Below are 23,845 nucleotides of genomic sequence, written 5' to 3'. Positions count from 1 at the left end.
AGATTATATGAGTGCTATTATTACTTCAATACATAACTGTCCTGTAAAATCGATTTCATTTCAAAATATTGAAAAATGTAAAATTAATAAAAATGTTGGTATAGAAGGTGATAGAGTTTTTGCTTTTTCACAAAATCTTAATTTAGATCAATCTTTAGAATTCGAAAAAAATCCTGAAACAAGAAAAGGTAAATGGAATAAAATCGTAACACTTAAAAACACACCAGTGTTTAATAAGTACAATTTTTTACATGAGGACAATAAGTTAACTTTAACGCTAAATAATACAGAAATTATTACTGTTAACGTTAATGAAACAAATGAAAGAGATGATCTTGTAAGAAAATTAATTGAACTAGAGGGGTCTTTAAAAAACGATATAAGACTTATGAGAAATGACGAGTATCCTTTTTATGATACCTCTATATCTAATAAGTCTATGTTTAGAAACTCAATTTCTCTTTTAAATATTAATAGTATTAAAGATTTTGGAAATAAAATTGATCAAAAAATTGAAAAATCTATTTTTAGAGGCAATCTATATTTTGATGGAATAGATGCTTGGGAAGAAAGAAACTGGATTGGTAAAACTATAATAATAAATGATGTTTTGTTTAAAGTTGAAAAAAATATTCCAAGATGTGTTGCAATAAACTTAAAACCTGAAACAGATGATAATTCTTTCAATTTACTTAAAACTTTAAAACAAACTTACGATCATTATGACATGGGTGTTTATCTGACACCTGAAAATGATGGTGAAATAAATTTATCAGAAAAAATCCTTATAAAATAAATTACAGACAACTCAGGATTGAATATTTATTTCAATTACTGTGTACACAGACCCCCCAATCTGGTTAACTTTATCAAAACATAACGAAGGGGATATAATGAGAAAAATATATAAGACGTTAACTGTTTTATTTGTTCTTCTGTTTAGTATTTCGACTGTTAATGCAAAAACATTAACTGAAAGGCTTGCAGATGGTCACAAATTAAGACTAGGTTTTGGTACTGCTGTGCCATGGGCATATGCTGGAGATAATGGTGAAGCATTAGGTTTTGTAAACATGATTGCTTTAACTGTTTTAGAAGAAATGGGAATTACTGAGCATGAAACTAAAGTTTTTGAATGGTCAGGTCTTATTCCAGGAATAAATGCTGACAGATCAGACATGATTACTGGTGGTATGTACATTTTAAAAAGCAGATGTGCTAACATTGATTTTTCAGATCCAATCGGAGTATTTGGTGATGCAATGTTAGTTCCAAAAGGTAACCCTAAAGGAATTAATAATTACGAGGATGTTATAAGAACTGGAGCTAAACTTGTAACAGGAACTGGTTTTAACACTGTAGAAGCTGCAAAAAAAGCTGGTGTTCCAGATAGCCAAATGCTTTTAGTAGAAGGTGAAGTTGGTATTTTAGCAGCAATGAAAGCTGGAAGAGCTGATGCTGCTGTACAAACTTTCTTTGGTGCAAAAGAGCATGAGGAAAAAACTGGCGGAGCTTTTGAAGTAACTGATCCTAAATTAATGCCTAAAGAAACTGTAAACGTAGTAGGTATTGGTTTTAGAAAAAGTGATAGTAAGTTCAGAGATGCTTTCAACGTAGCTTTAGCTAAAGTTTTGGCTAACCCTGATAAAATGTTAGAGAGAGCTGGTAAGTATGGCTATGATAAAGCTCAACTACCTCCACCTGACATGACTACAGAGTGGGCTTGCTCAACTAAATAATTTACACTATTAAAAAATTAAACCAGGCAACTTAATTGTTGCCTGGTTTTTAAAATCTAAAGGAAAATACTTTGACATATTTTGAATTTTTAAACGAACACGGCGTTACACTTTTGTTAGGAACAGTAACCACAGTAAAAGTGCTTGTTTGTTCTATGATTCTATATGTCATTATTTCTATGATTTTTGGTCTGATGAGACTTTCTAAAAATCGAGCGATACAAGGAATTGCTACAGTATATATAGAATTTTTCAGAGGAACTTCTTTATTGGTTCAATTATTTTGGGCCTATTATGTATTACCTTTTTTTGGAATATCGCTTGAAGCATTTACAGCAGGAGTAGTCGCCCTTGGTTTAAACTTTGGTGCTTATGGTGCAGAAATAGTTAGAGCAGGAATACTTGCAGTCCCTAAGGGACAATGGGAGGCAGCACATGCTTTAAATTTTACTCCAGCAAAAAGAATTAAAAGAATTATTATTCCACAAATATTTCCAATAATTCTTCCGCCTGCAGCAAATTTAACTGTCGAATTATTAAAAGCGACAGCATTAGTTGCATTGGTAACAGTTGTGGATTTAACTTTTGAAGCAAAACAAATTAATTCAATTACTTGGTTATCTGCTCAGTGTTTTGGAACAGCGTTACTGATTTATTATATTATTGCTAGATTTGCATTAGTCCCATTTTTAAGATGGTTAGAAGTGTTGGCAGCAAGAAAAGTTGGAAAGGAAAGAATTTAAGTTATGCAAATGGGATGGAGATGGGATTTTACATTTGAAATATTGCCACAAATGGCAATTGCAACTTTAAATACTATTCTTGCAGCTGGTGTAGGTTATGCAATCGCTTTAATAGTTGGTTTATTTTTTTTACTAGGTCAAAAAACTCCTTTTAAAATTGTTAACTGGATTAATAGAGAAATAGTAGAGTTTATAAGATCAACACCACTTTTGATTCAGTTATTTTTTGTTTATTTTGTATTACCACAATTTGGAATTACTCTATCAGCTTGGGTTTGTGGAATGATTACTATTGGTCTTCATTTTGGAACTTATTTATCTGAAGTTTACAGAGGTGCTTTGGAAGGAGTTCCAAAATCTCAATGGGAAGCATGTAGAGCTCTTAATTTTTCAACAATTTATACTTACAGAAGAATAGTTCTGCCACAGGCATTTCCTATTGCTATACCAGGCATGGGTAATTATTTAGTAGGTATCTTTAAAGATACACCATTACTTTCAACAATAGGAGTTGCAGAATTATTCCATGCAGCAACTGCAGTAGGTGGATATAATTACAGATATCTAGAACCTTACACTTTAGTTGGACTTATATTTTTAACTCTTTCAATTCCTGCTGCAATGTGGGTTAGAAAATTAGAAAATGATGTTAATAAAGCACAAGGGAAAATAAAAAAATAAATTATGAAAAATGCATCTGACGAAATAATTGTAAAGTTTGATCAAGTAACTAAACAATATGGTGACCTAGTAGTTTTGGATAAATTAAATCTAGATATTAAAAAAAATGAGATGGTTTCAATAATTGGACCTTCAGGATCAGGTAAAACTACAGTCCTTAGAGTTTTGATGACTTTAGAAAAAATAAACGGAGGTGTAATTAATCTTGACGGAGAACCTCTAACACATATGAATGAAAATGGTAACCTTGTTGAGGCAAGTGAAAAGTATTTAAGAGAAAGACGTTCAAAAATTGGGATGGTGTTTCAGCAATTTAATTTGTTTCCCCATATGACAGCTTTACAAAATTGCATAGAAGCACCAATTGAAGTTTTAGGTCTTAAAAAAGAAGAAGCAGAGGAAAGAGCTTTAGAGTTACTAGAGTTAGTGGGTTTGACTGATAAAAAAGACCAACACCCAAGTAGGCTTTCAGGAGGTCAACAACAAAGGGTTGCTATAGCAAGAGCTCTTGCCATGAGACCCAAAGTTATGCTTTTAGATGAAATAACTTCTGCGCTTGATCCTGAGGTAGTGGGGGAAGTATTAAACGTTATCCGTTCCCTTAATAAAGAGCACAGTTTGACTATGATAATGGTCACTCACCAAATGGGTTTTGCTCGTGAGATTTCTGATAGAGTTTGTTTTTTTAATGAAGGTAAAATATTTGAGGAAGGGCCACCAGAAAAATTATTTGGAGATCCTCAAAACGAGAGAACTAAACAATTTTTACATGCAGTATTAGACTCGCATTAAAAATTTAATAATTTTTAATTTCAGGATTATCAGTTTTAGAAGTTTCTTCCAATGTTGCTGGAGTATCTGGGTCTAATTCTAATCCAGCAGGTGTGATGGTTGCAGGAACAGGTGTAAATGTAGAATCAGGATTGTCCACAGTTTCTCTTATTCTCATTCTGTATAAACCAAATGCACCAATTAAAGCATGAACTATAATTAAAAAAACAAAAAATCCATTTAATCCAAACCATTCCATAAACAGTGAACATAAAATTGGACCACTTATTGCACCAACACCAAAGATTAATTGAAGTCCTCCTCCAGCAGCAACGAATTTAGATTTTGGTACAAAGTCATTAGTATGTGCAAGATTTAATGAGAACAATGGAAGACATAAACTTGAATAGAGACCAACCGCAATAAAGAAAACTATTTTTTTAAATGCAAGTTCATCCATGTAATAAATATTTTGTATAGGATCATTAGAAGTTAAAATTGATAATAATGCTAAAGCAGAACTTCCAAATGTTGTTACAATAATTACTCTTCTTCTATCGTATTGATCTGAAAAATATCCAATTGGTCCTTGACCAAATACACCTGCAATCGTTGCAATAAATAATAAAATTGAAGTTTCAAACAGACTGAGTTTAGCAAGAGTTGCATAAACTGAGATCAATGAAAAAAATGCTGCATGAATTACACCAGTGAAAAAAGAACTAAAAGTTCCAAGAGGAGAGATCTCATAAAGTTCTTTAATACTAATTGTTTCAATTTTTTTAAATTTTGGAGCTGGTCTTTTTGTTAATAAAATTGGAACAAGCGCTAAAGATAAAAGCACAGATACCAAAATAAAAGGTTCATATGCTTTTGGTTCACTTAAGTTAAGTAACAACATTCCAACTGCAAGACCAAAATAAATTACCATCATGTAAGTAGACAATAATTGTCCTCTATTCTTATTAGTTGCTCTATCGTTTAACCAACTTTCAGTTACAACATAACAACTAACTAAACTGATACCTGTTATAAATCTACTTACTGTCCACATAAATGGATTTACATAAACTACCGCAAGTAATGCGCTAAGTGATGCAAGGGATGCAAAAGCTGCAAACACTCTTATATGACCAACCTTAGATACAAAATTTGGAGTTGTTCTAGATCCAACAAAGTAGCCGATATAATAACCTGACATGAAGACCCCTGTGGTAAAAACACTAAAGTCCTCAAGTACAGATCTAATACCCATTATCTGCATTTGTAATCCATGAGCTATCATCATGGTTCCAATACCTATAAATAGGGCCCAGGATTTTTTTACTTCTTTTTGCATTTCTAAATTTTAAGTATCAATAAATTGCGGGCTAAGTAGTTTTGGTTTGTGTTTTTTTTATGGCTAGGAATGAGTGAATAGCGATAGTTAAAATGATCACCACTCCTCCCTGAATTGTCTCCAATGAAGGTTGTTCTTTAACAACCATCCATACCCAAATAGGTCCCAAAACTGTTTCCATTAGAAAGAATAGATTTACCTCAGCTCCTGTTATGTATCTTGGAGCTAGTGTTACCAACACAAAAGGGATGGCCACACAAAGGATACACATCGCTGGAATTATATAAATATCATTGTCTTTTAGCTCAAACGTATCAATAAAGAATAAAGCAACTAATGCTACGACCAATTTACCAACCACAGCTGAAGGAACTAAGTTTAGATTTTTTCCAGCTCTGATGATTGTCGCCCCTGCTGCAAGACCGCATGCAGTAATAAAACCTAAAATATCTCCAAAGATATTTCCTAATTTTACAGAGTCGTAAAATATATAAAGAACACTTAAAAACGTAATTGCTATAGCAACCAAAGTATTTCGATCTGGTTTTTCTTTTAAAAATATTGCACCAAAAATAGCTGACAACATTGGAGCAAGCGCAATCATAACAAGCGTATTTGCAACATTTGTATTTTGAATGGATAACACAAAAGCAATGTTAGTTATTGAAAAAGCAACTATATACGAAGCACCATAAATTGAATTTCCATAAAGTAATTTAAAAAAACTTGATTTGTAAATAAACAACATTCCAACAAATACAGTTACAAATGGAATGATGCCTCTATAAAAAACTAATCCCCATGTATCTACATTTGAAAGTCTAATAAATAAACTATCAGGAGTGATAAACATCACTGCAACAAAAGCCATTAACGAACCTTTTTGCTGATCAGTTAAATTATTCACGCTTTTAATTCTTTCCAAAAAGTTTTTGCTAAATTTATTCCTGATAAATCAAAAAAAGTTTTAAGTCCTGTAGGAGAAGTAACATTGATGTCTCCATTCAATTTTTGATCTATAAAATCAATCCCTGCAAAATATATATTTTCTTTTTTTAAATCTTTTGCAATTAATTTTGAAATTTTATTTTCTTGTTTAGTTAAATTGATATTAATTGGTTTAGCACCTTTGCTCATATTACTTAAATAAGATCCCTTTTTAGGAACTCTAGAAATTGCACCGCATACTTTTCCATTAATTATAAAAACTCTTTTATCTCCTTTATTAATCTTAGGTAAAAATTTTTGACACATAATGTGATCATGTTTTTTAATAAATTTATTAATAAGTTTTGAATTAAATTTATTTAATAAGTGAATATCATTACCACTATAACTATGAATAGGTTTGATAATTACTTTCTTGTGTTTTTTAATAAAATTTTTGATTTCATTTATATCCTGAGAAAAAAGTGTATCAGGCATATATTTTAAATATTTTGCGGAATATAATTTTTCGGAAATATTTCTTATTGATGTTGGATTATTTATTATTTTAACTTTATTTTTAATGAAATCTAAAATGTAAGTCGTTGAAATATATTCTAAATTAAATGGTGGATCTTGACGGATTAAAATAAACTTACATTTTGCAAGGTCTAAAGTTTGTTCTTTAATGATTTTGTAAAATTTTTTGTTTTGAAAATCAAACTTTATGAAGAAACCTTTAGCTAAAACTTTTTTGTTAATTATTGATAGATCTTTTGGATCGTAATAAAAAATCTTATATTTATTTTGAATTTCGTTAGCTAAAAAAATACTAGTATCAGTTACAGGGTTTAAGGTAGAGGGATGATTGCCTTGAACAGCTACTATTTTATTTGTCATATAATTCTTCTAAATTTTCATCTTTCGAAAATTTACTAATCATATGATCTGCATTTGTAGTCTTATTATCAACTACATTTTGTAAATGATTTAAGAAGATAGTTTCGTTATTTCCTTTTTTACTAATGATATCTCTTTTCACTAATCCTTTTCTAGAAATATCTAGGAGAGCAGAAGTCCAATACAATAAGTCTTTACCCATTAATTGAGTGTTAAATCCTTTTTGAGGAGCCTCTAAATAGGCATTAATTATTTTGTCCGTTTCCCATGAAGAGACTAATTCGTATGCTTCATCTAAATTTCCATACAACATACCAATATTAAAAGCCGGTCCAGCACATAGGCAATCCCAACCACAGGTATCCATTGATCTAAGTTCAATATACTTCTTCAGTCTGTTTTCGGTGAAGATTGTACTTAAGTGTGTTGTAAGATCAGATTCAGTTGGAAGTCTATTTCCTATTTCTTCAATTTTTCCATCCATAAAGTCTTTAAATGTATATTTTCTTCCTGAAATATATTGATCATTATGTTGAATGAATAAAATTGGAAAGTTTATTACAAATTCTGCATATTTTTCAAAATCTAAATTTTCAAAAAATAATTTAGGCAAACCTCCTCTCGAAGTGCTTTGCCACACTTTAGATCTGTAAGATAAATAATTACTATTCTTTTTTTCAACGATTGATGAATTTGCAAATAGTGCAATTGAAATTGGAACAATAGAATTAGCTAATTTAAATTTTTTATTAAAATCTTCTTCTGAATTGTAATCAATATTTAATTGTGTTCCACACGTTCGATACATCATGTCTAAACTAAGCTCTCCACCTAGTGGCATATCTTTTGTCATTAACTCATAACGTTGCTTAGGATTGTTTGGAATATCTTCAAATTTTGAAATAGGATCAAAACCTGCACTAACTATTTTGATATCTAATTTTTTTGTAACTTGTTTTAATTCAAATAAATAATCTTGAGACTCTGCACATGCCTCATGCATATGATTTAACTTATCACCTGATAATTCAATTTGGTTACCAGGTTCTAGTGTAATATTTTTTCCACCCTTATTAAGACCAATAATGTTTTCTTTTTCAAAAACAGGGTTCCAGCCAAACTCAATTAAGGCTGTAAACATTTCTTTTACTTTAGGGTAATCAATTCTTTTATTGTCTTTAGTATTGAACAAGAATTTTTCATGTTCGATACCAATTCTAAAATCTTTATCTTCTTTGATACCAGATTTAAAATATTCAATAATTTTCTCTTTATTGTTAATCATGCGCTTTAGATAGTGGATTTTAATTTAATTTAAAGTAAAGAATAGGGCTTTCTTGAGAATATTTTTCTCACCATTGGCGCAAATTCCTCTAATTTCATACTTTTATAGTCTGGATCAAAAGACGCCTGGTCCCATTTTTCACAAAACTCTACAGCATCGTTAAAATATTTATGATCTTTATATTTATCTCTTTGATTTTGATTCTTTCCAAGATGATGCGCGTAATAATACATTTGAAACTCACCATGCTTTTGAATGATCCAATGTGTTTTTTCTGAAACATAAGGTTTTAAAACTGAAGCTGCATATTCTGAATGATTAACAGGAGCTAACTCGTCTCCAATATCATGTAACAAAGCTGCAACCACCATTTCTTCATCTGCATTATCTCTAAAAGCTCTTGTTGCAGTTTGAAGAGAGTGTTCAAGTCTAGTTATTTTGTATCCCTCTAAAGTAGAATTTAATCCACTCATAAATTTTAATATTCGATCAGCAGTGCCATCAATATATTTTTTTTCATACTCATCAAGTAACAAGTACTCATCCTTGGTACCATTTTTCATTTCAGTAAAATTTACTGTTTTCATATTTTAATTATTAGATGCTGTACTTAATAATGAAAGTTGAGTTATTTTGTTATCTCCCAATTCATCAACAGGTTTAACTGGATAATCACCAGTAAAATAATGGTCAGTTAATTGAGGATAGGCCTCATTTCTTTTGTCAAAGCCAATTGCTCTATATAATCCATCAATAGATAAAAATTTAAGTGATTTTGCTCCTATGTATTCGCAGATTTCATCATTTGTTTTATTTGCTGCTAATAACTCTTTTTTAGTTGGGGTATCTACACCATAAAAATCTGGATATTTGATCTCAGGACAAGCAATTCTAACATGAACTTCTTTTGCACCCGCATCATATAGCATTTTAACAATCTTATAAGAGGTAGTTCCTCTAACAAGCGAGTCATCAATTAGAATAATTTTTTTATCTTTAATTGTGCTTTGGTTTGCATTTAATTTTAACTTTACACCTAAACTTCTAATTTGCTGACTTGGCTCAATAAAAGTTCTTCCAACATAGTGATTTCTAATTAAACCATGCTCAAAATTCATTTTTAGATGTTGAGCAAAACCGAGAGCTGCTGCATTGCCAGAGTCTGGTACAGGTACCACTATATCTGCCTTAACATCATTTTCTTTTGCAAGTTCTTTTCCTAAATTTTTTCTGTGTTCATAAGCTGTTTTATTATCAAGTAAGCTGTCTGGTCTTGAAAAATAAATATATTCAAACACACATGGTCTTACTTTTTTTGGAGGGAAGGGCTTGATACTAGTTAATTCATCATTTTCAATTAACACTATTTCACCGTTCTCAACTTCTCTAATAAATTTTGCACCAATAATATCTAGCGCACATGTTTCAGAAGCTAGCACATAGCTATTTCCTAATTTTCCAATCATCAATGGTCTAATTCCATATGGATCTCTTACACCTATTAAAGATTTTTGGGTCATCATTACCAAAGCATACCCTCCTTGGATTTGGAATATGGCATCAATAACTTTATCAATAGTTTTTGATCTTTTAGATTTAGCAATTAACTGAACTATGGTTTCTGTATCAGAGGTAGTGTAAAAAATTGCTCCTTCTTCTACGAGTTTGTTTCTTAAGGAGATTGAATTAGTTAAATTTCCATTATGCGATACCCCAATTCCGCCTGCATTAGTATCTGCAAAAAAAGGCTGAATATTTCTTAAAATATTATTACCAGTAGTGCTGTATCGATTATGTCCAATAGCATAATTACCTTTGAGGTTTTTTAAAACTTTTTCTTTGTTAAAATTATCTCCAACTAAGCCAAATCTTTTTTCCGAATAATATTTTTCACCATCAAAAGTAACTATTCCACAACCTTCCTGACCCCTATGTTGTAGTGCGTGCAAACCTAAAGCTGTTAATGCAGAGGCATCTTTTGCATTGCTTATGCCAAATACTCCACATTCTTCTTTTAGTTTTGGATCAAATATCTTCAATTTTTTCTTTAGACTCTTGATATGTTTTTTCATTAGGAAATTCTTCAACAAGATAACTACTACCTTTTTTCAAATATGGAAAGACGTATGATTTATCTAAATTAATTGGCCATTTATCGTAGTTATAAACAATATGTACTCCAGAAAAAATAGATACACATACAATATATGCTTTTACAAACCCAAAAAAGAATCCAAAGGTAGTATCCAAGCCACCAATGCCAGTATATTTTATTGCTTTACTGATACCTTTGTTAACTAATAATACTAAAAAGATAACAACTATAAATATTGCAATTCCAAGTCCAACATCGAGAACATATTCGTTGTCAATTACATCTTTTACATAAGGTTTTATACGTGGAAATAAAATTAGAGTAATAACATAGGCAAGAAGCCATTTTGCCATTGAAAGGATGCTTAAGACAAACCCTTTTCTATAACAACTAATTAAAGACCATATGGTTACTGCGATATAGATTAAATCAATAATAGAAGATGCTTCAAAAAAATCTTTAAGAGCATCTACCATTAAGCATCTTTTCCAAATGGTTTAACCACCAATATCAATGCTGGCAACAAAGTTAACACCGATATCATTGCAAGCAACATTGCAAGACCTGTAAACATTCCAAAATAAATTGTTGGTATAAATTTAGACAATACTAAAATTGAAAAACCAAAAACAATTGTGATTGAGGTATTTAAAATTGCAACCCCAACTGTTGAGTGACACGTTTTTAAAGTTTTATTGTAATCTTTAAGTTTATTAAATTCTTCTTTGAACCTATAGATATAGTGAATACTATTATCAACAGCAATTCCGATTGTGATTGCAGCAATTGTGATAGTCATCATATCTAATGGTATTCCTAACAAACCAATTATTCCTAAAATAAAGAATGCAGCTATAAAATTTGGAACAACACCAATTAATGAAAGTTTAATATTTCTAAATAAAATAATAAACATTGAGAAAATACCAATCATAACCAAACCTAGTGTTAAAATTTGTGACTTAAATAAACTTTGTAGTAAATTATTAAATAATATTAATACCCCTGCTAATTTATAATCATCTTTTTCTAATCCTAATTCATTTTCTAGATCAAAATTAATTTTATTAATTAAGTCATTTCTTCTTAAATTTTCTTGAGAATCTATTATTCTAAGACTAATTCGAGCTTCATTATTTTCTATTGATAAATATGGATCAATTATTTCTGTTTTAATACTTTCGGGTATTTTTGAATACAATACTCCCATCTCTAAAGTACCAAGTGGATTATTGTTATTTAATTGTGTTGCAACATCAATAATTGATGAAAAAGATAAAACTTTACCAACTTGTGGAAGACTGTCTAAATAATTATGAACAGATGCAATTCTATCTATTTTATCTTTAGTAAACCAATATTTTTCATCATTTGTATCTTCTTCGTCTCCCCAATCTTCAAACTCATCATCTTCCTCTGATTTCTTTTCTTCTTTTTTAGGGAACTTTAAAATAACTTCTAAAGGTGTAGTTCCACCAAGTTCTTCATCAATTAGCTTCATTCCTTTGTAAATTTCAGTATTTTTATCAAAATAATTTATAAAGCTATTCTCAACTTCGAGTTTGCTAATTCCAACTACACTTAAGACAATAATAATTCCAGTTGCAGAAAAAATTGTAAATTTATTATTTAAAGAAATTGTACCAAGCAATGATGTAATTTTAGAATCTTGTTCTTTTTTTAAAGATATATTTCCAGTTGAGGTAAAACTTAAAAGAGTAGGGAGCAAAGTAAAAGTAATTATAAATGATGTAATTAAGCCAAAAGTCATCATCCAACCAAAATCTATAATGGGTTTAATTTCACTAAAGATTAAAGATAAGAAAGCTAAAATTGTTGTTAAAACTGTATACAATATAGGCCAAAACATTTTACTCGTTGTTAAGGAAATGATTTCAAAATTACTTTTTGTTGGAAAATTTTTTTTCAGCTGAAGAAACCTAGTGCTCATATGAATGTTCATCGCCATTGTAAGAATAAGCATCAAAGCAATAAAGTTTGATGAAATAACAGTTACTTTCCATCCAAGCAATCCAAGTAGACCCATCATAATAATTACAGAGAAAAAACAGCTGCTAATAGGAACAATAATCCAAATTAGATTTCTAAATACAAACCAAAGAGTTGCTATAATAAATAATAAAACTCCAATACCAAACACAATGATATCACTTTTAATAAAAGTCATCATATCATCTGCAATCATTGGAATTCCACCTAAGTAAATTTTTCCAACATCTCCATAACTTTGAATTACTTGTCTTATCTCTAAAATGTTTTGATGATTTTGTTTTTTGATTTGATCTTTGTGATTTTCAATTTCTTCTCTAGATTTATTTTCAATATCTTCTAATTTTTTGTTTTGTTTGATGTTAACAATGATCCCACTTGTCTTACCATCTTCACTAATTACAAAATTCCTAAAAACAGGACTATTTAAAATTTCACTAAATCCTCTTTCTCTATCCACATCTTCATCTTTTAAAGTTTTAAAGCTTTCCAATCTTTCCTGAAGTGGTGCATCTGAATTATTTAAAAGTGGTATATCTAAAAGTGTAACAACACTATGAACCCAATCTAAACTTTGAATTTTATATTTTATACTCAGTAAATTATTTAATGAAGAGTCTGTAACCATCCCTTCATTAGGAGTGTATGTGAGAACTAAAAATTCCTTCGAACCATATCTTTCTGTAATTTCCTGCAGGTATGCTAGGTCTGGATCCCCATCAATTAACAATGTTTCTGATGAAGCATCTAACCTGAAATCTTTAGAATAATAACCAAAGCTTAAAATAGAGATAAGAAGCAATATAAATATTGCTTTTGGGTTCTTTAAAACTAAGTTTTGATACATTTGAGCTAACATTAGCTCTTTTATATTGGAAATTAATTAGTTTGAGTATCTTTAAATTTGGTAAATCTTTCCTCAAACTCAAGTGTAACATTACCAATTGGACCGTGTCTTTGTTTCCCAATTATAATTTGAGCTAAGTGCGCCACTTCATTCATTTTAGCTTGCCATTCAGCGTGCTCAACAGTTGCTTCTCTAGGCTCTTTTCTTGAAAGATAATAACCTTCTCTGTAAACAAACATCACCACGTCTGCGTCTTGTTCGATTGAACCTGATTCTCTTAAATCTGCTAATTGAGGTTTGTGATCATCTCTTTGTTCAACCTGTCTTGATAGCTGAGAAAGTGCAACTACTGGAACAGCTAGCTCTTTTGCAATTGCTTTTAGCCCTTGTGTAATTTGAGAAATTTCCTGAACTCTTCCATCTTTATTATAAGTTGTTCCTCTCATTAACTGAATATAATCGACAACAATCATATCTAATCCAAATAGTCTTTTAATTCTTCTTGCTCTATTACTCAAAGCGGCAATACTAATTGCTGGTGTTTCATCGATATAAAGCGGAAGTTCAGCTATATTTTTTGAAGTCTCAAGAAATTTGTCAAATTGATCATCAGAAATTCTTCCTCTTCTTATATCGTTAGAGCTAATTCTTGCCTGTTCTGAGATAATACGAGTTGAAAGTTGTTCAGATGACATTTCTAAAGAGAAAAAAGCTATAGAAGATTTCTTACCACTGTCTTGTAATTTTTGAGCAGCATTGAATGCAATATTTGTTGCAAGTGAGGTTTTACCCATTGAAGGACGACCTGCAATGATGATTAAATCAGATTGGTGCAAACCTCCTAGTTTATCATCCAAATCTCTGAGACCTGTCGGAACACCAACAATTCCTTCTTCATTTTTATAAGCAGCTGAAGCCATCTCTATAGTTTGTTTCATGGCATCATCAAACTTTATAAGAGAAGAGCTAAAAGATCCTTTTTCAGCTAAATCAAATAACTGTCTTTCAGAGTTCTCTATTATAGTTTGACCACTAGTATCAAGGTCATTAAGTTTAGCACTATCGATAGTTTCTTCAGAAATTTTTATTAATTCACGTCTGACAAACATATCATATATTATTTTTGAATATTCTACTGCTTGTCTTACAGATGTAGAAAATTTAGTTACTTTAACCAAATACTCTGGAACGTTGATATCATCTTTTTCATCTTCAAAATAATTTTTCAATGTTATTGGATTAGCAAGCATACCTTTGTAGATAAGACTTTCTATAGCCTCAAATATCTTTTGATGCATAGGATCATAAAAGTTAATAGAAGAAACAATCGTATTAACTTCATCAAAAATGTCATTACTCACTAGTATTGAGCCAATAACAGCTTGTTCGGCTTCAATGTTATTTGGTAATTCTTTGAATTTATCTTTAACTATGCTTAGATTGTTTTCCATAAAAATAAATTTATAGAAAAATTTTAATATTTAAATTTTAATTTTTAGCTGTTGAAAAGAATGTATAATTATTGAATTGTATCTGCTGATGTAACGTTAACAACTATTTCAGCATCAACTTCAGAGTGCAGAGAAATTTTGACTTTGAATTTTCCTAAAGATTTAATTTCTTCAACTGGTTGTATCATCGAGGGTTTGATTTCAATTTTATTTTCTTCTTGAATAAGTTTTGAAATTTCAGTTGGTTTTACTGAACCATAAAGTTCATTATTCTCCGTACTTAATTTTTGAACTGAGTATTCTTTATTATTTATTTGTTCTGCAATATTAGTTGCTTCTTGTTTTCTCTCATTGTCTTTTTTAGATAAATCAGCTTTTATTTTTTCAACTTCTTTGATGTTTTCTTTAGATGCATAAAGAGCTTTTTTATTTGCAATCAAAAAGTTTCTAGCAAAACCTCTCTTCACATCTATCACTTCACCTATAGATCCGATTCTTTTAACGTTTTCTAACAAAATAACTTTCATTATATTAAAGCTAGGTTTCTTGCCCTTTTGATTGATAAAGATAATTCTCTTTGTTTCTTTTGAGAAACATTTGTAATTCTTGAAGGTAAAATCTTACCATTTTCAGAAACATATCTTTTTAAAAGTTTGATATTTTTATAATCAACTTTAGGAGCACCTTTTACTGAAAGTGGGCAACTTTTTTTAAATTTATATTTATTTGGTTGAAAAATACTCAACTTTGCAAAGTTACTTTGTTTTCCTTTTTTATTTCCACTTTGTCTTTTTGGCATTAGTTTTTAGCACTTTCTTTGTTTTCACTATCTTCTTTTTTTCCAAAGTAGTTAGTGTCTAAATCAAATTCTTTTACTCTAACAGTTAGATATCTTAATAATTTTTTATCAATTGCTTCGTTTTTTTCTAACTCTTCAACTACTTTACCTTTACCTTTAATTTTAAAGTGGATGTAGCTACCTTTTTTATTTTTCTTGATTAAGTAAGAAAGGTTTAGAAGCCCCCAGTTCTCAGTTTTTACAACTTCACCTTCGTTTTTTTCAACAATTTTTGAATATTTTTCAGTTAACTGCTTTAACTCGCTCGGAGATGTATCTTGTCTAGCTATTATAGTATGTTCGTATAAGTTCATTTATGTTCTTTAATAAAAAGTGAGGATATACTATTATAAAAGTTTAATTACAATAGATAAAAACAAAAAATTACTAATATTTTTATATGTTTTCAGTAATATTCCCAGGTCAAGGATCTCAAATAGTTGGAATGGGAAAAGAGTTTTATGATAAATTTGAGCTTGTGAAAAGCCTATTTAAAGAGGCTGATGAGACATTAAATTATTCAATTTCAAAGCTAATACTAGAAGGACCTAAAGAAGAGCTTGATTTAACAGCAAATACTCAACCAGCAATTTTTTTAATAAGTTATTCTATATTTAACGTTATTAAAAAAGATTTTAATATTGATTTAAATAAAGCGAAGTATTTTGCTGGTCATTCATTAGGCGAGTATTCTGCTTTATCTTGTGCTGGATATTTAAACTTTGCAGAAACATTAAAAATTTTAAGAATCAGGGGAGATGCTATGCAAAATTCCGTACCAAAGGGTGAGGGTGGTATGATTGCAGTGCTTGGATCAACTGTTGAAGTAATAGAAAAAATATTAAATGACAATGAATCTAAATTTAAAGCACAAATAGCAAATGATAATTCAGACGGGCAAATAGTTTTGAGTGGAAAAACTCAAGATTTAGAAAAATTAATTGAAGTATTAAAAGAGAATTCAATTAAAAATATAAAACTTCCAGTTAGTGCTCCTTTTCACTGTAGCCTTATGAGCAAAGCAACAGAGATTATGACAGAAGAACTAAGTAAAATTTCATTTTCTGATGGAAGCAACAAGTTGATATCAAATGTAACAGCTGAGGTGATTTCAAATACTGAAGATTTAAAATCACTATTAATAAAACAAATTGAAAATAGAGTAAGATGGAGAGAGAGTGTCTTAAATATGATAAATAATGATGTTGATCATTTTATAGAAATTGGACCTGGGAAAGTTCTGTCAGGTTTGGTAAAAAGGATTAATAAAGAAGTTAAAATTAATACGATAAACAGTCTAGAGGATATAGAAAATTTAAAAATATGAATGATTTAAAAGATAAAAATATAATTGTTACAGGTGCATCTGGAGGAATAGGAAATTCAATTGTAAAAAAATTATATGAAAGTGGTGCTAATATTTTAGCTTCGGGAACAAGAATTGAGAAACTTGAAGAATTAAAAAAGGAATTTGAAAGAATAAATATTTTAAAGTTTGATATATCTCAAAGTGAAAAAATTGAAGAATTTATTGAAAATTCAACAAAAGGACTGGGTGGTAGTTTAGATTGCATTGTTAATAATGCTGGAATTACTCAGGACAATTTAGCTATCAGAATGAGTTTAGACGAATGGAAAAAGGTAATTGATATTAATTTAACATCAACATTTTTAATGAGTAAATTCGCGATAAAAAAAATGTTAAAAAATAAATCTGGAAAAATAGTTAATATTACTTCTGTTGTTGGACATACAGGAAATTTAGGTCAAGCTAACTACACCGCATCAAAAGCTGGAATAGTGGCAATGTCAAAAAGCTTAGCAATTGAATATGCTAAGAAAAATATCAATGTTAATTGCATCTCCCCAGGATTTATTAAAACTGCAATGACAGATAAAATAGATGAAAAGTTTAAAGAAACAGTTATATCAAAAATACCCTCTGCACGTCTAGGAGAGCCTGATGATATTGCAAATGCTGTGAGTTTTTTATGCTCAGATCAATCTAGCTATATAAATGGTGAAACCTTGCATGTTAATGGTGGCATGTATATGGCTTGACAAAATAGCTTTTTAAACTATTAACGAAATATAACAAAAAGGATCAATATGTCAGAAGACGTTTCAAGCAAAGTAAAAAAAATTGTAGCAGATCACCTAGGAATCGATGAAGCAAAAGTAACTGAGGAATCTAGTTTTATAGATGATTTAGGGGCTGATAGTTTAGATACTGTCGAACTAGTGATGGCTTTTGAAGAAGAATTTGGATCTGAAATTTCAGATAGTGAAGCTGAGAAAATTCTAACTGTAGGAGATGCAGTTAAATTTATCGAAGGAAAAGCAAACTAGAAATTTAAATGCCCTCAGAAAAAGATGGGGTGATGATAATACTTTCCTCTCCTTCTGGAGCTGGAAAAACAACACTGGTAAATTTATTGTCTAAAAAAGACAATTTTGTTACGTCTATTTCACACACAACAAGAAACCCAAGGCCTGGTGAAGAAAATAATAAAGATTATTTCTTCGTTGGTGATGAAGAGTTTAAAAGACTGATTAAAAACGAGGAATTTCTTGAGTATGCAAAAGTATTTAGGAATTTGTATGGCACAACAAGAACACCAGTAATTAATAATTTAAATAAGGGCAAAAATGTTTTATTTGATATTGACTGGCAAGGAGCTGATCAAATCAAGAATAAGAAATTGGATTATAAATTAATAACTTTTTTTATTCTTCCACCAAGTAAAAAGGTTTTGTTTAAAAGATTATCTAATAGAGACATGAAAGATAAATTAATTGCAGAAGAAAGAATGAAACAATTCGAAAGAGATGTATTACATTGGATAAATTATGACTATGTTGTAATTAACGATGACATTAAAGAATGCTACAAAAGAATTGAAAATTTAATAGATGCAGAAATTAATAATGGCTCTAAAGATTATGATTTAAATTTTATCAGAGAGCATGTTGAAAAATTAACTTGTTAATTTTTCATATTCTTCAGTTAATTTATAGTAAATTTCACTACTCAAGTTTTGAGGTCTTAAATTTAAATTTATTTTAAGTTTTTCTAAAACTTTCAAATTGCCATTAAAAATTTGGTTATAAGGTTTCTTTAACATTTTTCTTCTATTGTTAAAAAAAATTCTAGTAATTTTTTCTAGATTTTTTGCGTTTTTAATTCCATAAAAATTTTTTTTTGGAGTAAAAAAAAGTAACGAGCTATCAATTTTTGGTATTGGACGGAAAGAACTTGGTTTAATATCAATTATCTTATTTATATTTAATTTCCAGTTTGCAAAAATTGATAGTCTTCCATAATTTGAACTATCAAAATTTGCTACAATTCTATCTGCAACTTCTTTCTGAAACATTAAAATTAAAGCCTCAAACCAAAAATCGTCTTTTAAATTAACGATCCATTTACTTAGTATTTCTGTAGAAATATTATAAGGTAAATTTCCAAAAACTATTACCTTTTCTTTAAACAAAGAACTTTCATCTACATTCAACACGTCATCATTGATAATGTTAAGCTTATTTGTAAATTTATTTCTTAAATTAGTTGCAAGCTCATCATCTTTTTCAATAACAAAAACTTCTTTAGGATTTTTATTTAAAATAAAATTTGTTAAATTTCCAGTTCCAGGTCCAATTTCCAATATGGTTTTATTATTAATATTTATACTGTTAACGATTGTTTGTAGAATATTTGTGTCTACCAAGAAATTTTGACCTAAACTTTTTTTAGCTTTTATCAATGTGTATCTAAAAATTTTATCGCTTGTATCAAGCTAAATGGATTAGACAAATTTTTACCCATCATTTTTTCATTGGGACCATGGTCAGGAGATACTCTTATAAAAGGTAACCCTAAAGTGATATTTATTGCATCAAATTCAAAAAGCGTTTTAGCAGGTGTTAGAACTTGATCATGATACATACCTATAATTACGTCATACTTTTTCCTGATGTTTTTTATAAATGCAGTATCAGCCGAGATAGGGCCACTTAATTTATATTTTTTCTTTTTCATTTTTTTTATAACAGGTTTAATGATTTGAATGTCTTCATTATATTTCAAAGTACTTTCGCAATGAGGATTCAAACCAAGCATAGCCAAATTAGGTTTTTTGTTCATAAAAGTTTTATAAAAATTATTAACAAGTACAATTTTGTTTTCTAGATTTTTTTTAGTAATTTTACTTGGAACAAGTTTTAGTGGTAAATGAGTTGTTGCAGGACAAACTGATAATTTCTTATTGTAAATTAACATACAAGTGTTTTTTTTTGAAAATTTATCTGAAATATATTCTGTAATACCTAGATATTTACTCTTTAAGAAAAATTTTTTAGAAATAGGTCCATTAATAAATTTTGTAATTTTTTCTTTTTTTATTAATTCAAATGCCATTTCAAAACAATCTTTTATAAATTTATTTGATACATTTGAAATTTTTTGAAATGTTTTTTTTTGATTATAATTTATATTTATTAAGTTTATAGACTTGTTATCTAATTTTACTTTACTTAAATTATTTGGGTTTATTAATTTTATTTTAAATTTAAATTTTAATTTTTTCATTTGCCTTTCTAACACTTGTTTTGATGAAATAAGGATTATTGGACTTTTATATTTATTAAATTTTAATGATTTAAATAAAATTTCAAGAAAAATACTGTTAGGTTCACCATGAGAAATAAGAATATATTTACTCATTTATAAAAATGTCTTTTCTTATCTTGTTCAAATAAATATTTGAAAATTGACTTAATTGATTGTTAATTTTTGCGTTAATTGTTCTGCTAGTTTCTTCTTCTAGGTTAATTATTGCTTTTTCATTTTTTAAGTCATTAACTTTTATTATTATAAAACCACCTGGAATTGATATTGGATCAGTAAATTCATTTGGTAAAATTTTTGATATATTTTTTAAAATAATATTAGAAAATGAATTTTCTTTTATCCATCCAATATTTCCGCCATTTTGTGAAGAATCAGAAACAGAATGAATAATTGCTGCTGTCTCAAAATCTTTTTCAATAATAGTTTTTTTTATTTTATCAAATTTTTTTTTCAGCTCTTCTTTATCTTTTGCCCTAAAAACTATTTCAGAAATCAAGTAAGATTTAATTTTTTTGTTTTTCAATTCTTTTTCGATTGACTCTCTATCAATTTTAATTTGGTCAGCATACTTATTATAAATCATTTGGTTCCAGCTTCGATCAATTTTGATTTTTTCTTCTATTCTTTTAAAATCTATATTTTTTTCATTTAAATATTTTTTAAAATTATTTAAATTATTTATACCAATATTTTTATATATATTTGCTATAAACATATTTAATTCTTTTTCATTAAGATTAATGATTTGAAAATTTTTTTTAAGTTCAATTTTTTTTAAATTTTCTTTTATAATTGAATTTTTTGCAATGCTAATCACTGTATTTTTGTCTAGATCATTAATTTTTTTATTTACAGCACTTAAATAATTTATTTCTTCTGATACATCCACTGTTGTTACAATTTCATTGTTAATTTTAAATAAAATTCTATTTTCAAATGCATGCAATTTAGAAAAAACAAAAAAAATTAAAATAACAAGTAATCTAAAAATCATTTTTTTAAAAACCACTTTGTTTATGTTCATATGTGGTTAGAGGGAATAATGTTAAAGTGAATAGTAAATCTTCTTTTGGTTTAAGATCTCCATCTGAATAGTATGTTTTATTATATTTAACTCCTGCTGTAAGACAGTCATTTTTGTATTCATAAACTAAATCATAAAATTCTGTCAAATTTATTTTTCTATTTCTTCTAGTTTTAAAAGAGAAATTGTTTTTTTCATCAAAATTAAACGAAGTTGTATTTTCCAAGAAATTCTCGTTACCTACTTCACCATTTTCTTCTACGTAATTAAATTTAGTTTTGAAGTTATCATATTCCCAAACTGCACCTACCGAATTATACTCAATAGTATTTAAGTTATTATCAACCATAAAATCATAGTCTAGAGAAAAATTTTCTCCTAGGGAGCTATTAATTGATCCAAATATATTAGAATTTTTTTTATTTAGAGTGCTACTATTTGGTATAAAATTTTCATCTTTATCTCTAAAAACTGTCCCCAGTTTCATTTCAAAATATTTATTAATGTTTTTTAAATTTTCTTTTTTATAATCTACTCCAACTGTTAACGATTTTCCTTTCTCAAATGTATCAGTTAAACCTAACCTATTTAGGTTAAATAAATTATCTGTATTAATAGTTCTATTTTCATTATTATAATTTTTCATATCACTTGGATTTAATCTAAGAGACATTTTTGGAATAATTATATTATTAAACTTATCTGTAGTTTTCGACAAAGGATACTTTGAGTTTAATTCGTATAAATTCATAATTTCTAACTGTGGAGATGATTTATAAGTGTTAGTATTTTTTCCTATTGAACCTAAGTTTTTAAAATAAACGTTAAAGTTGCTAACAAGCCCATTATTAGAAATTATATCTTCACTTTTGTATTCTAAGTCATTAATTATTCTTGTTTTTAACTCATTTGTATTGTTTAAATCATTACTACCGTTGGATCTGAAATTAAGATCACCTTTAAAAAAATCCAAATTAAGATTTTTACTATAATCATAATATGGAAGGATATATTGGAATCGATCACTATTTTTTAAACTTAAATTTTCAAATGATTGTATCCCAGTGATAAAACTAGAATTATTATTGTTTAAAGATAATTTTATTTCAGACGTTAAATTATTAGGATCACTTGGTTTAATATCACTCTCAATCAGGTTACTATCAAACACTTTTAGATAAGTGTCTTTGGATACTTTTTGTATTGATAAATATAAATCACTCTCTTCATAGCTTTCCAAATTAAGATTTGAATTAAATTTTGCAAACAGATGACTGATACTATTATCTTTTTTTGAAAGATCTGACTTGTATCCCCTTGTTAAGCTGAAATCAGCAATAAAATCAGAATTTTTGTTTTTTTGTCGATATTCATTTCTAAACATTTGCATAGAACTATCAAAAAAAGTCGGTTGAAAGGTTAAATCTTTATCATCTGAAATAACGTGAAAGTAAGGAACGTAAACAGAATCTCCTAAAATATTTGAACTGTTAATTTGAGGTTTTAAGAAACCACTTTGTCTTTCAACTGTTGGATCAGGATGAAAAAATTTTGGAAAATATGCAACTGGAAAATCATATATTCTTAAAACTGCATCATCATAAATTAGCTGTTTTTTATTTTTATCGTGAGCAATCTTATTTGCACTTATTGACCAAGGAGGACAATCATCCTCTATTTTGCAACTTGTAAATATTCCTTTATTTATTGTTGTGATGCCATTTTTGCTATTTGAGGAAATGCCTTTTATTCTTGGATTATTTTCAGTACTACCAAATAAAGTGGGATGAAGTAAAATTTTCACATTTTGTGCTATAAATTGATTTTTTTCTAAATTAAAAAACCCACTATCAAAAAAATATTTATCTGATTTAGGTAATTTATAATTTGTTAAAATTAAAATTTTTTCCCCAATAAGTTCTTTTTTTAAAATATCGTAATTGAATTTAGAGAGACTATAGTGATTAAATTTATCTTTAATTTCACTTTCCTCATTAGAATATATTTTAAGCTCATCATTTAAATAAAATACATCAGATGAATTAAAATTATATTTTTTATTTATAATAGCTTCAGTTGGTCCTTTAGAAAAAAATGATTCATCCTTTTTTTCATAAATAATATAATTTGAAAATATTGTATTATTGTTTAAAATGTCATCAATTCTAACATTATTCTTAAATATAAATTTATCTTTATTTTTATCAAATTCGAATATATCTCCTTTAACAACAATATCATTCACCAAGGCTTTAGAATTTCCTTCTGAATAAATTATTTCTTTGTTTTTGAAATAAATGATTGAATTTGCAAATATTTGATCATTACTTGATTTATCTATAACCTCAACATTTCCAGTAGCTTTTAGTTCATTGGTATTTTTTCTATATTCAAATTCATCAGCGTTAACAACAATATCATTCACCAAGGCTTTAGAATTTCCTTCTGAATAAATTATTTCTTTGTTTTTGAAATAAATGATTGAATTTGCAAATATTTGATCATTACTTGATTTATCTATAACCTCAACATTTCCAGTAGCTTTTAGTTCATTGGTATTTTTTC

The 23,845-nt window shown here is 28.4% G+C and carries 25 protein-coding genes; 9 read left to right on the top strand and 16 right to left on the bottom strand.

All coding sequences use genetic code 11. The annotated features are described in order from the left end of the window. Positions 1–7: 7 nt before the first annotated feature. From ACTTBM_RS06800 to ehuA, 5 genes are all read left to right on the top strand, one after another. Positions 8–796 carry an MOSC domain-containing protein gene (locus ACTTBM_RS06800; protein ID WP_440635265.1) on the top strand — a complete coding sequence of 263 codons (789 nt, stop codon included), beginning with the start codon at positions 8–10 and terminating at the stop codon, positions 794–796. Positions 797–893: 97 nt separating this feature from the next. Then, the gene (locus ACTTBM_RS06795) at positions 894–1,739 is read left to right on the top strand and encodes a transporter substrate-binding domain-containing protein (protein WP_440618683.1); all 846 of its coding nucleotides are present in this window, start codon (positions 894–896) and stop codon (positions 1,737–1,739) included. A gap of 71 nt (positions 1,740–1,810) precedes the next feature. Then, positions 1,811–2,482, top strand: coding sequence for an ectoine/hydroxyectoine ABC transporter permease subunit EhuC (gene ehuC / locus ACTTBM_RS06790; protein WP_262589574.1), 672 nt, complete (start codon positions 1,811–1,813; stop codon positions 2,480–2,482). A gap of 3 nt (positions 2,483–2,485) precedes the next feature. Then, a complete protein-coding gene (gene ehuD / locus ACTTBM_RS06785) occupies positions 2,486–3,163 on the top strand; it encodes an ectoine/hydroxyectoine ABC transporter permease subunit EhuD (RefSeq protein ID WP_262589572.1) in 678 nt (225 codons plus the stop codon). A gap of 3 nt (positions 3,164–3,166) precedes the next feature. Next, complete coding sequence (gene ehuA, locus ACTTBM_RS06780) at positions 3,167–3,955, top strand: ectoine/hydroxyectoine ABC transporter ATP-binding protein EhuA (RefSeq protein WP_262589570.1); 789 nt, start codon at positions 3,167–3,169, stop codon at positions 3,953–3,955. A gap of 4 nt (positions 3,956–3,959) precedes the next feature. Here ehuA and ACTTBM_RS06775 read toward each other — a convergent pair whose 3' ends face one another. The 12 genes from ACTTBM_RS06775 to rpsF all read right to left on the bottom strand — a co-directional run bounded on the left by ACTTBM_RS06775 (position 3,960) and on the right by rpsF (position 15,940). Continuing rightward, entirely contained in the window at positions 3,960–5,273 is a 1,314-nt protein-coding gene (locus tag ACTTBM_RS06775) for an MFS transporter (protein ID WP_440635264.1), read from the bottom strand. A gap of 31 nt (positions 5,274–5,304) precedes the next feature. Beyond that, complete coding sequence (locus tag ACTTBM_RS06770; RefSeq protein ID WP_440635263.1) at positions 5,305–6,180, bottom strand: DMT family transporter; 876 nt, start codon at positions 6,178–6,180, stop codon at positions 5,305–5,307. Beyond that, positions 6,177–7,100 (bottom strand): glutathione synthase, encoded by a 924-nt coding sequence (gshB, locus tag ACTTBM_RS06765; protein WP_440635262.1) that lies wholly within the window; start codon positions 7,098–7,100, stop codon positions 6,177–6,179. The genes ACTTBM_RS06770 and gshB overlap by 4 nt, the downstream gene beginning before the upstream one ends. Then, positions 7,090–8,385, bottom strand: coding sequence for a glutamate--cysteine ligase (locus tag ACTTBM_RS06760; RefSeq protein ID WP_440635261.1), 1,296 nt, complete (start codon positions 8,383–8,385; stop codon positions 7,090–7,092). Before ACTTBM_RS06760 ends, gshB begins: the two co-directional genes overlap by 11 nt. Positions 8,386–8,414: 29 nt before the next feature. After that, positions 8,415–8,972: an HD domain-containing protein gene (locus ACTTBM_RS06755; protein ID WP_440635260.1), complete on the bottom strand. Its 558-nt coding sequence runs from the start codon at positions 8,970–8,972 to the stop codon at positions 8,415–8,417. Positions 8,973–8,975: 3 nt separating this feature from the next. Then, complete coding sequence (gene purF, locus ACTTBM_RS06750; RefSeq protein ID WP_440635259.1) at positions 8,976–10,457, bottom strand: amidophosphoribosyltransferase; 1,482 nt, start codon at positions 10,455–10,457, stop codon at positions 8,976–8,978. Beyond that, on the bottom strand, positions 10,411–10,956 hold the full coding sequence (locus ACTTBM_RS06745; protein WP_440635257.1) for a CvpA family protein: 546 nt from the start codon (positions 10,954–10,956) through the stop codon (positions 10,411–10,413). Before ACTTBM_RS06745 ends, purF begins: the two co-directional genes overlap by 47 nt. Next, positions 10,956–13,349 carry an efflux RND transporter permease subunit gene (locus ACTTBM_RS06740; protein ID WP_440635256.1) on the bottom strand — a complete coding sequence of 798 codons (2,394 nt, stop codon included), beginning with the start codon at positions 13,347–13,349 and terminating at the stop codon, positions 10,956–10,958. The genes ACTTBM_RS06745 and ACTTBM_RS06740 overlap by 1 nt, the downstream gene beginning before the upstream one ends. Positions 13,350–13,369: 20 nt before the next feature. After that, entirely contained in the window at positions 13,370–14,788 is a 1,419-nt protein-coding gene (locus ACTTBM_RS06735; RefSeq protein WP_440635255.1) for a replicative DNA helicase, read from the bottom strand. A 68-nt stretch (positions 14,789–14,856) separates the two neighbouring features. Beyond that, entirely contained in the window at positions 14,857–15,315 is a 459-nt protein-coding gene (rplI, locus tag ACTTBM_RS06730; protein WP_440635254.1) for a 50S ribosomal protein L9, read from the bottom strand. Then, the gene (gene rpsR, locus ACTTBM_RS06725; protein ID WP_440635253.1) at positions 15,315–15,587 is read right to left on the bottom strand and encodes a 30S ribosomal protein S18; all 273 of its coding nucleotides are present in this window, start codon (positions 15,585–15,587) and stop codon (positions 15,315–15,317) included. The genes rplI and rpsR overlap by 1 nt, the downstream gene beginning before the upstream one ends. Continuing rightward, on the bottom strand, positions 15,587–15,940 hold the full coding sequence (rpsF, locus tag ACTTBM_RS06720) for a 30S ribosomal protein S6 (RefSeq protein WP_262589557.1): 354 nt from the start codon (positions 15,938–15,940) through the stop codon (positions 15,587–15,589). The genes rpsR and rpsF overlap by 1 nt, the downstream gene beginning before the upstream one ends. A gap of 86 nt (positions 15,941–16,026) precedes the next feature. Here rpsF and fabD point away from each other — a divergent pair, with 86 nt between their 5' ends. The 4 genes from fabD to gmk are packed head-to-tail and all read left to right on the top strand — an operon-like array spanning position 16,027 to position 18,616. Further along, entirely contained in the window at positions 16,027–16,953 is a 927-nt protein-coding gene (gene fabD, locus ACTTBM_RS06715; RefSeq protein WP_440635252.1) for an ACP S-malonyltransferase, read from the top strand. Continuing rightward, positions 16,950–17,687: a 3-oxoacyl-[acyl-carrier-protein] reductase gene (gene fabG / locus ACTTBM_RS06710; RefSeq protein WP_440635251.1), complete on the top strand. Its 738-nt coding sequence runs from the start codon at positions 16,950–16,952 to the stop codon at positions 17,685–17,687. The genes fabD and fabG overlap by 4 nt, the downstream gene beginning before the upstream one ends. 48 nt (positions 17,688–17,735) lie before the next feature. Beyond that, positions 17,736–17,975: an acyl carrier protein gene (locus tag ACTTBM_RS06705; RefSeq protein WP_008544320.1), complete on the top strand. Its 240-nt coding sequence runs from the start codon at positions 17,736–17,738 to the stop codon at positions 17,973–17,975. Between the two features lie 8 nt (positions 17,976–17,983). Continuing rightward, a complete protein-coding gene (gene gmk, locus ACTTBM_RS06700) occupies positions 17,984–18,616 on the top strand; it encodes a guanylate kinase (RefSeq protein ID WP_440635250.1) in 633 nt (210 codons plus the stop codon). Here gmk and rsmA read toward each other — a convergent pair. The 4 genes from rsmA to lptD form a co-directional block, all read right to left on the bottom strand. Further along, entirely contained in the window at positions 18,605–19,390 is a 786-nt protein-coding gene (rsmA, locus tag ACTTBM_RS06695) for a 16S rRNA (adenine(1518)-N(6)/adenine(1519)-N(6))-dimethyltransferase RsmA (protein ID WP_440635249.1), read from the bottom strand. The two genes, gmk and rsmA, sit on opposite strands and share 12 nt — an antisense overlap. Next, positions 19,387–20,349 (bottom strand): 4-hydroxythreonine-4-phosphate dehydrogenase PdxA, encoded by a 963-nt coding sequence (locus ACTTBM_RS06690; RefSeq protein WP_440635248.1) that lies wholly within the window; start codon positions 20,347–20,349, stop codon positions 19,387–19,389. The genes rsmA and ACTTBM_RS06690 overlap by 4 nt, the downstream gene beginning before the upstream one ends. After that, a complete protein-coding gene (locus tag ACTTBM_RS06685; RefSeq protein WP_440635247.1) occupies positions 20,342–21,280 on the bottom strand; it encodes a peptidylprolyl isomerase in 939 nt (312 codons plus the stop codon). The genes ACTTBM_RS06690 and ACTTBM_RS06685 overlap by 8 nt, the downstream gene beginning before the upstream one ends. Next, on the bottom strand, positions 21,255–23,845 hold a 2,591-nt coding region (gene lptD / locus ACTTBM_RS06680; RefSeq protein WP_440635246.1), incomplete at its 5' end, for an LPS assembly protein LptD. The genes ACTTBM_RS06685 and lptD, both read right to left, overlap by 26 nt.

It is taken from the genome of Candidatus Pelagibacter sp. HIMB1746 (genome assembly GCF_052047555.1).
Lineage (GTDB): Bacteria > Pseudomonadota > Alphaproteobacteria > Pelagibacterales > Pelagibacteraceae > Pelagibacter.
This window is presented reverse-complemented; position numbering and strand designations above follow the sequence as displayed.

Bases quoted from the DNA above. Each gene is read 5' to 3' on its own strand.
- ACTTBM_RS06800 (WP_440635265.1), top strand. From the start codon at position 8: ATGAGTGCTATTATTACTTCAATACATAACTGTCCTGTAAAATCGATT.
- ACTTBM_RS06795 (WP_440618683.1), top strand. From the start codon at position 894: ATGAGAAAAATATATAAGACGTTAACTGTTTTATTTGTTCTTCTGTTT.
- ehuD (WP_262589572.1), top strand. From the start codon at position 2,486: ATGCAAATGGGATGGAGATGGGATTTTACATTTGAAATATTGCCACAA.
- ehuA (WP_262589570.1), top strand. From the start codon at position 3,167: ATGAAAAATGCATCTGACGAAATAATTGTAAAGTTTGATCAAGTAACT.
- ACTTBM_RS06775 (WP_440635264.1), bottom strand. From the start codon at position 5,273: ATGCAAAAAGAAGTAAAAAAATCCTGGGCCCTATTTATAGGTATTGGA.
- gshB (WP_440635262.1), bottom strand. From the start codon at position 7,100: ATGACAAATAAAATAGTAGCTGTTCAAGGCAATCATCCCTCTACCTTA.
- ACTTBM_RS06760 (WP_440635261.1), bottom strand. From the start codon at position 8,385: ATGATTAACAATAAAGAGAAAATTATTGAATATTTTAAATCTGGTATC.
- ACTTBM_RS06755 (WP_440635260.1), bottom strand. From the start codon at position 8,972: ATGAAAACAGTAAATTTTACTGAAATGAAAAATGGTACCAAGGATGAG.
- purF (WP_440635259.1), bottom strand. From the start codon at position 10,457: ATGAAAAAACATATCAAGAGTCTAAAGAAAAAATTGAAGATATTTGAT.
- ACTTBM_RS06745 (WP_440635257.1), bottom strand. From the start codon at position 10,956: ATGGTAGATGCTCTTAAAGATTTTTTTGAAGCATCTTCTATTATTGAT.
- ACTTBM_RS06740 (WP_440635256.1), bottom strand. From the start codon at position 13,349: ATGTTAGCTCAAATGTATCAAAACTTAGTTTTAAAGAACCCAAAAGCA.
- ACTTBM_RS06735 (WP_440635255.1), bottom strand. From the start codon at position 14,788: ATGGAAAACAATCTAAGCATAGTTAAAGATAAATTCAAAGAATTACCA.
- rplI (WP_440635254.1), bottom strand. From the start codon at position 15,315: ATGAAAGTTATTTTGTTAGAAAACGTTAAAAGAATCGGATCTATAGGT.
- rpsR (WP_440635253.1), bottom strand. From the start codon at position 15,587: ATGCCAAAAAGACAAAGTGGAAATAAAAAAGGAAAACAAAGTAACTTT.
- rpsF (WP_262589557.1), bottom strand. From the start codon at position 15,940: ATGAACTTATACGAACATACTATAATAGCTAGACAAGATACATCTCCG.
- fabD (WP_440635252.1), top strand. From the start codon at position 16,027: ATGTTTTCAGTAATATTCCCAGGTCAAGGATCTCAAATAGTTGGAATG.
- fabG (WP_440635251.1), top strand. From the start codon at position 16,950: ATGAATGATTTAAAAGATAAAAATATAATTGTTACAGGTGCATCTGGA.
- ACTTBM_RS06705 (WP_008544320.1), top strand. From the start codon at position 17,736: ATGTCAGAAGACGTTTCAAGCAAAGTAAAAAAAATTGTAGCAGATCAC.
- gmk (WP_440635250.1), top strand. From the start codon at position 17,984: ATGCCCTCAGAAAAAGATGGGGTGATGATAATACTTTCCTCTCCTTCT.
- ACTTBM_RS06690 (WP_440635248.1), bottom strand. From the start codon at position 20,349: ATGAGTAAATATATTCTTATTTCTCATGGTGAACCTAACAGTATTTTT.
- ACTTBM_RS06685 (WP_440635247.1), bottom strand. From the start codon at position 21,280: ATGAACATAAACAAAGTGGTTTTTAAAAAAATGATTTTTAGATTACTT.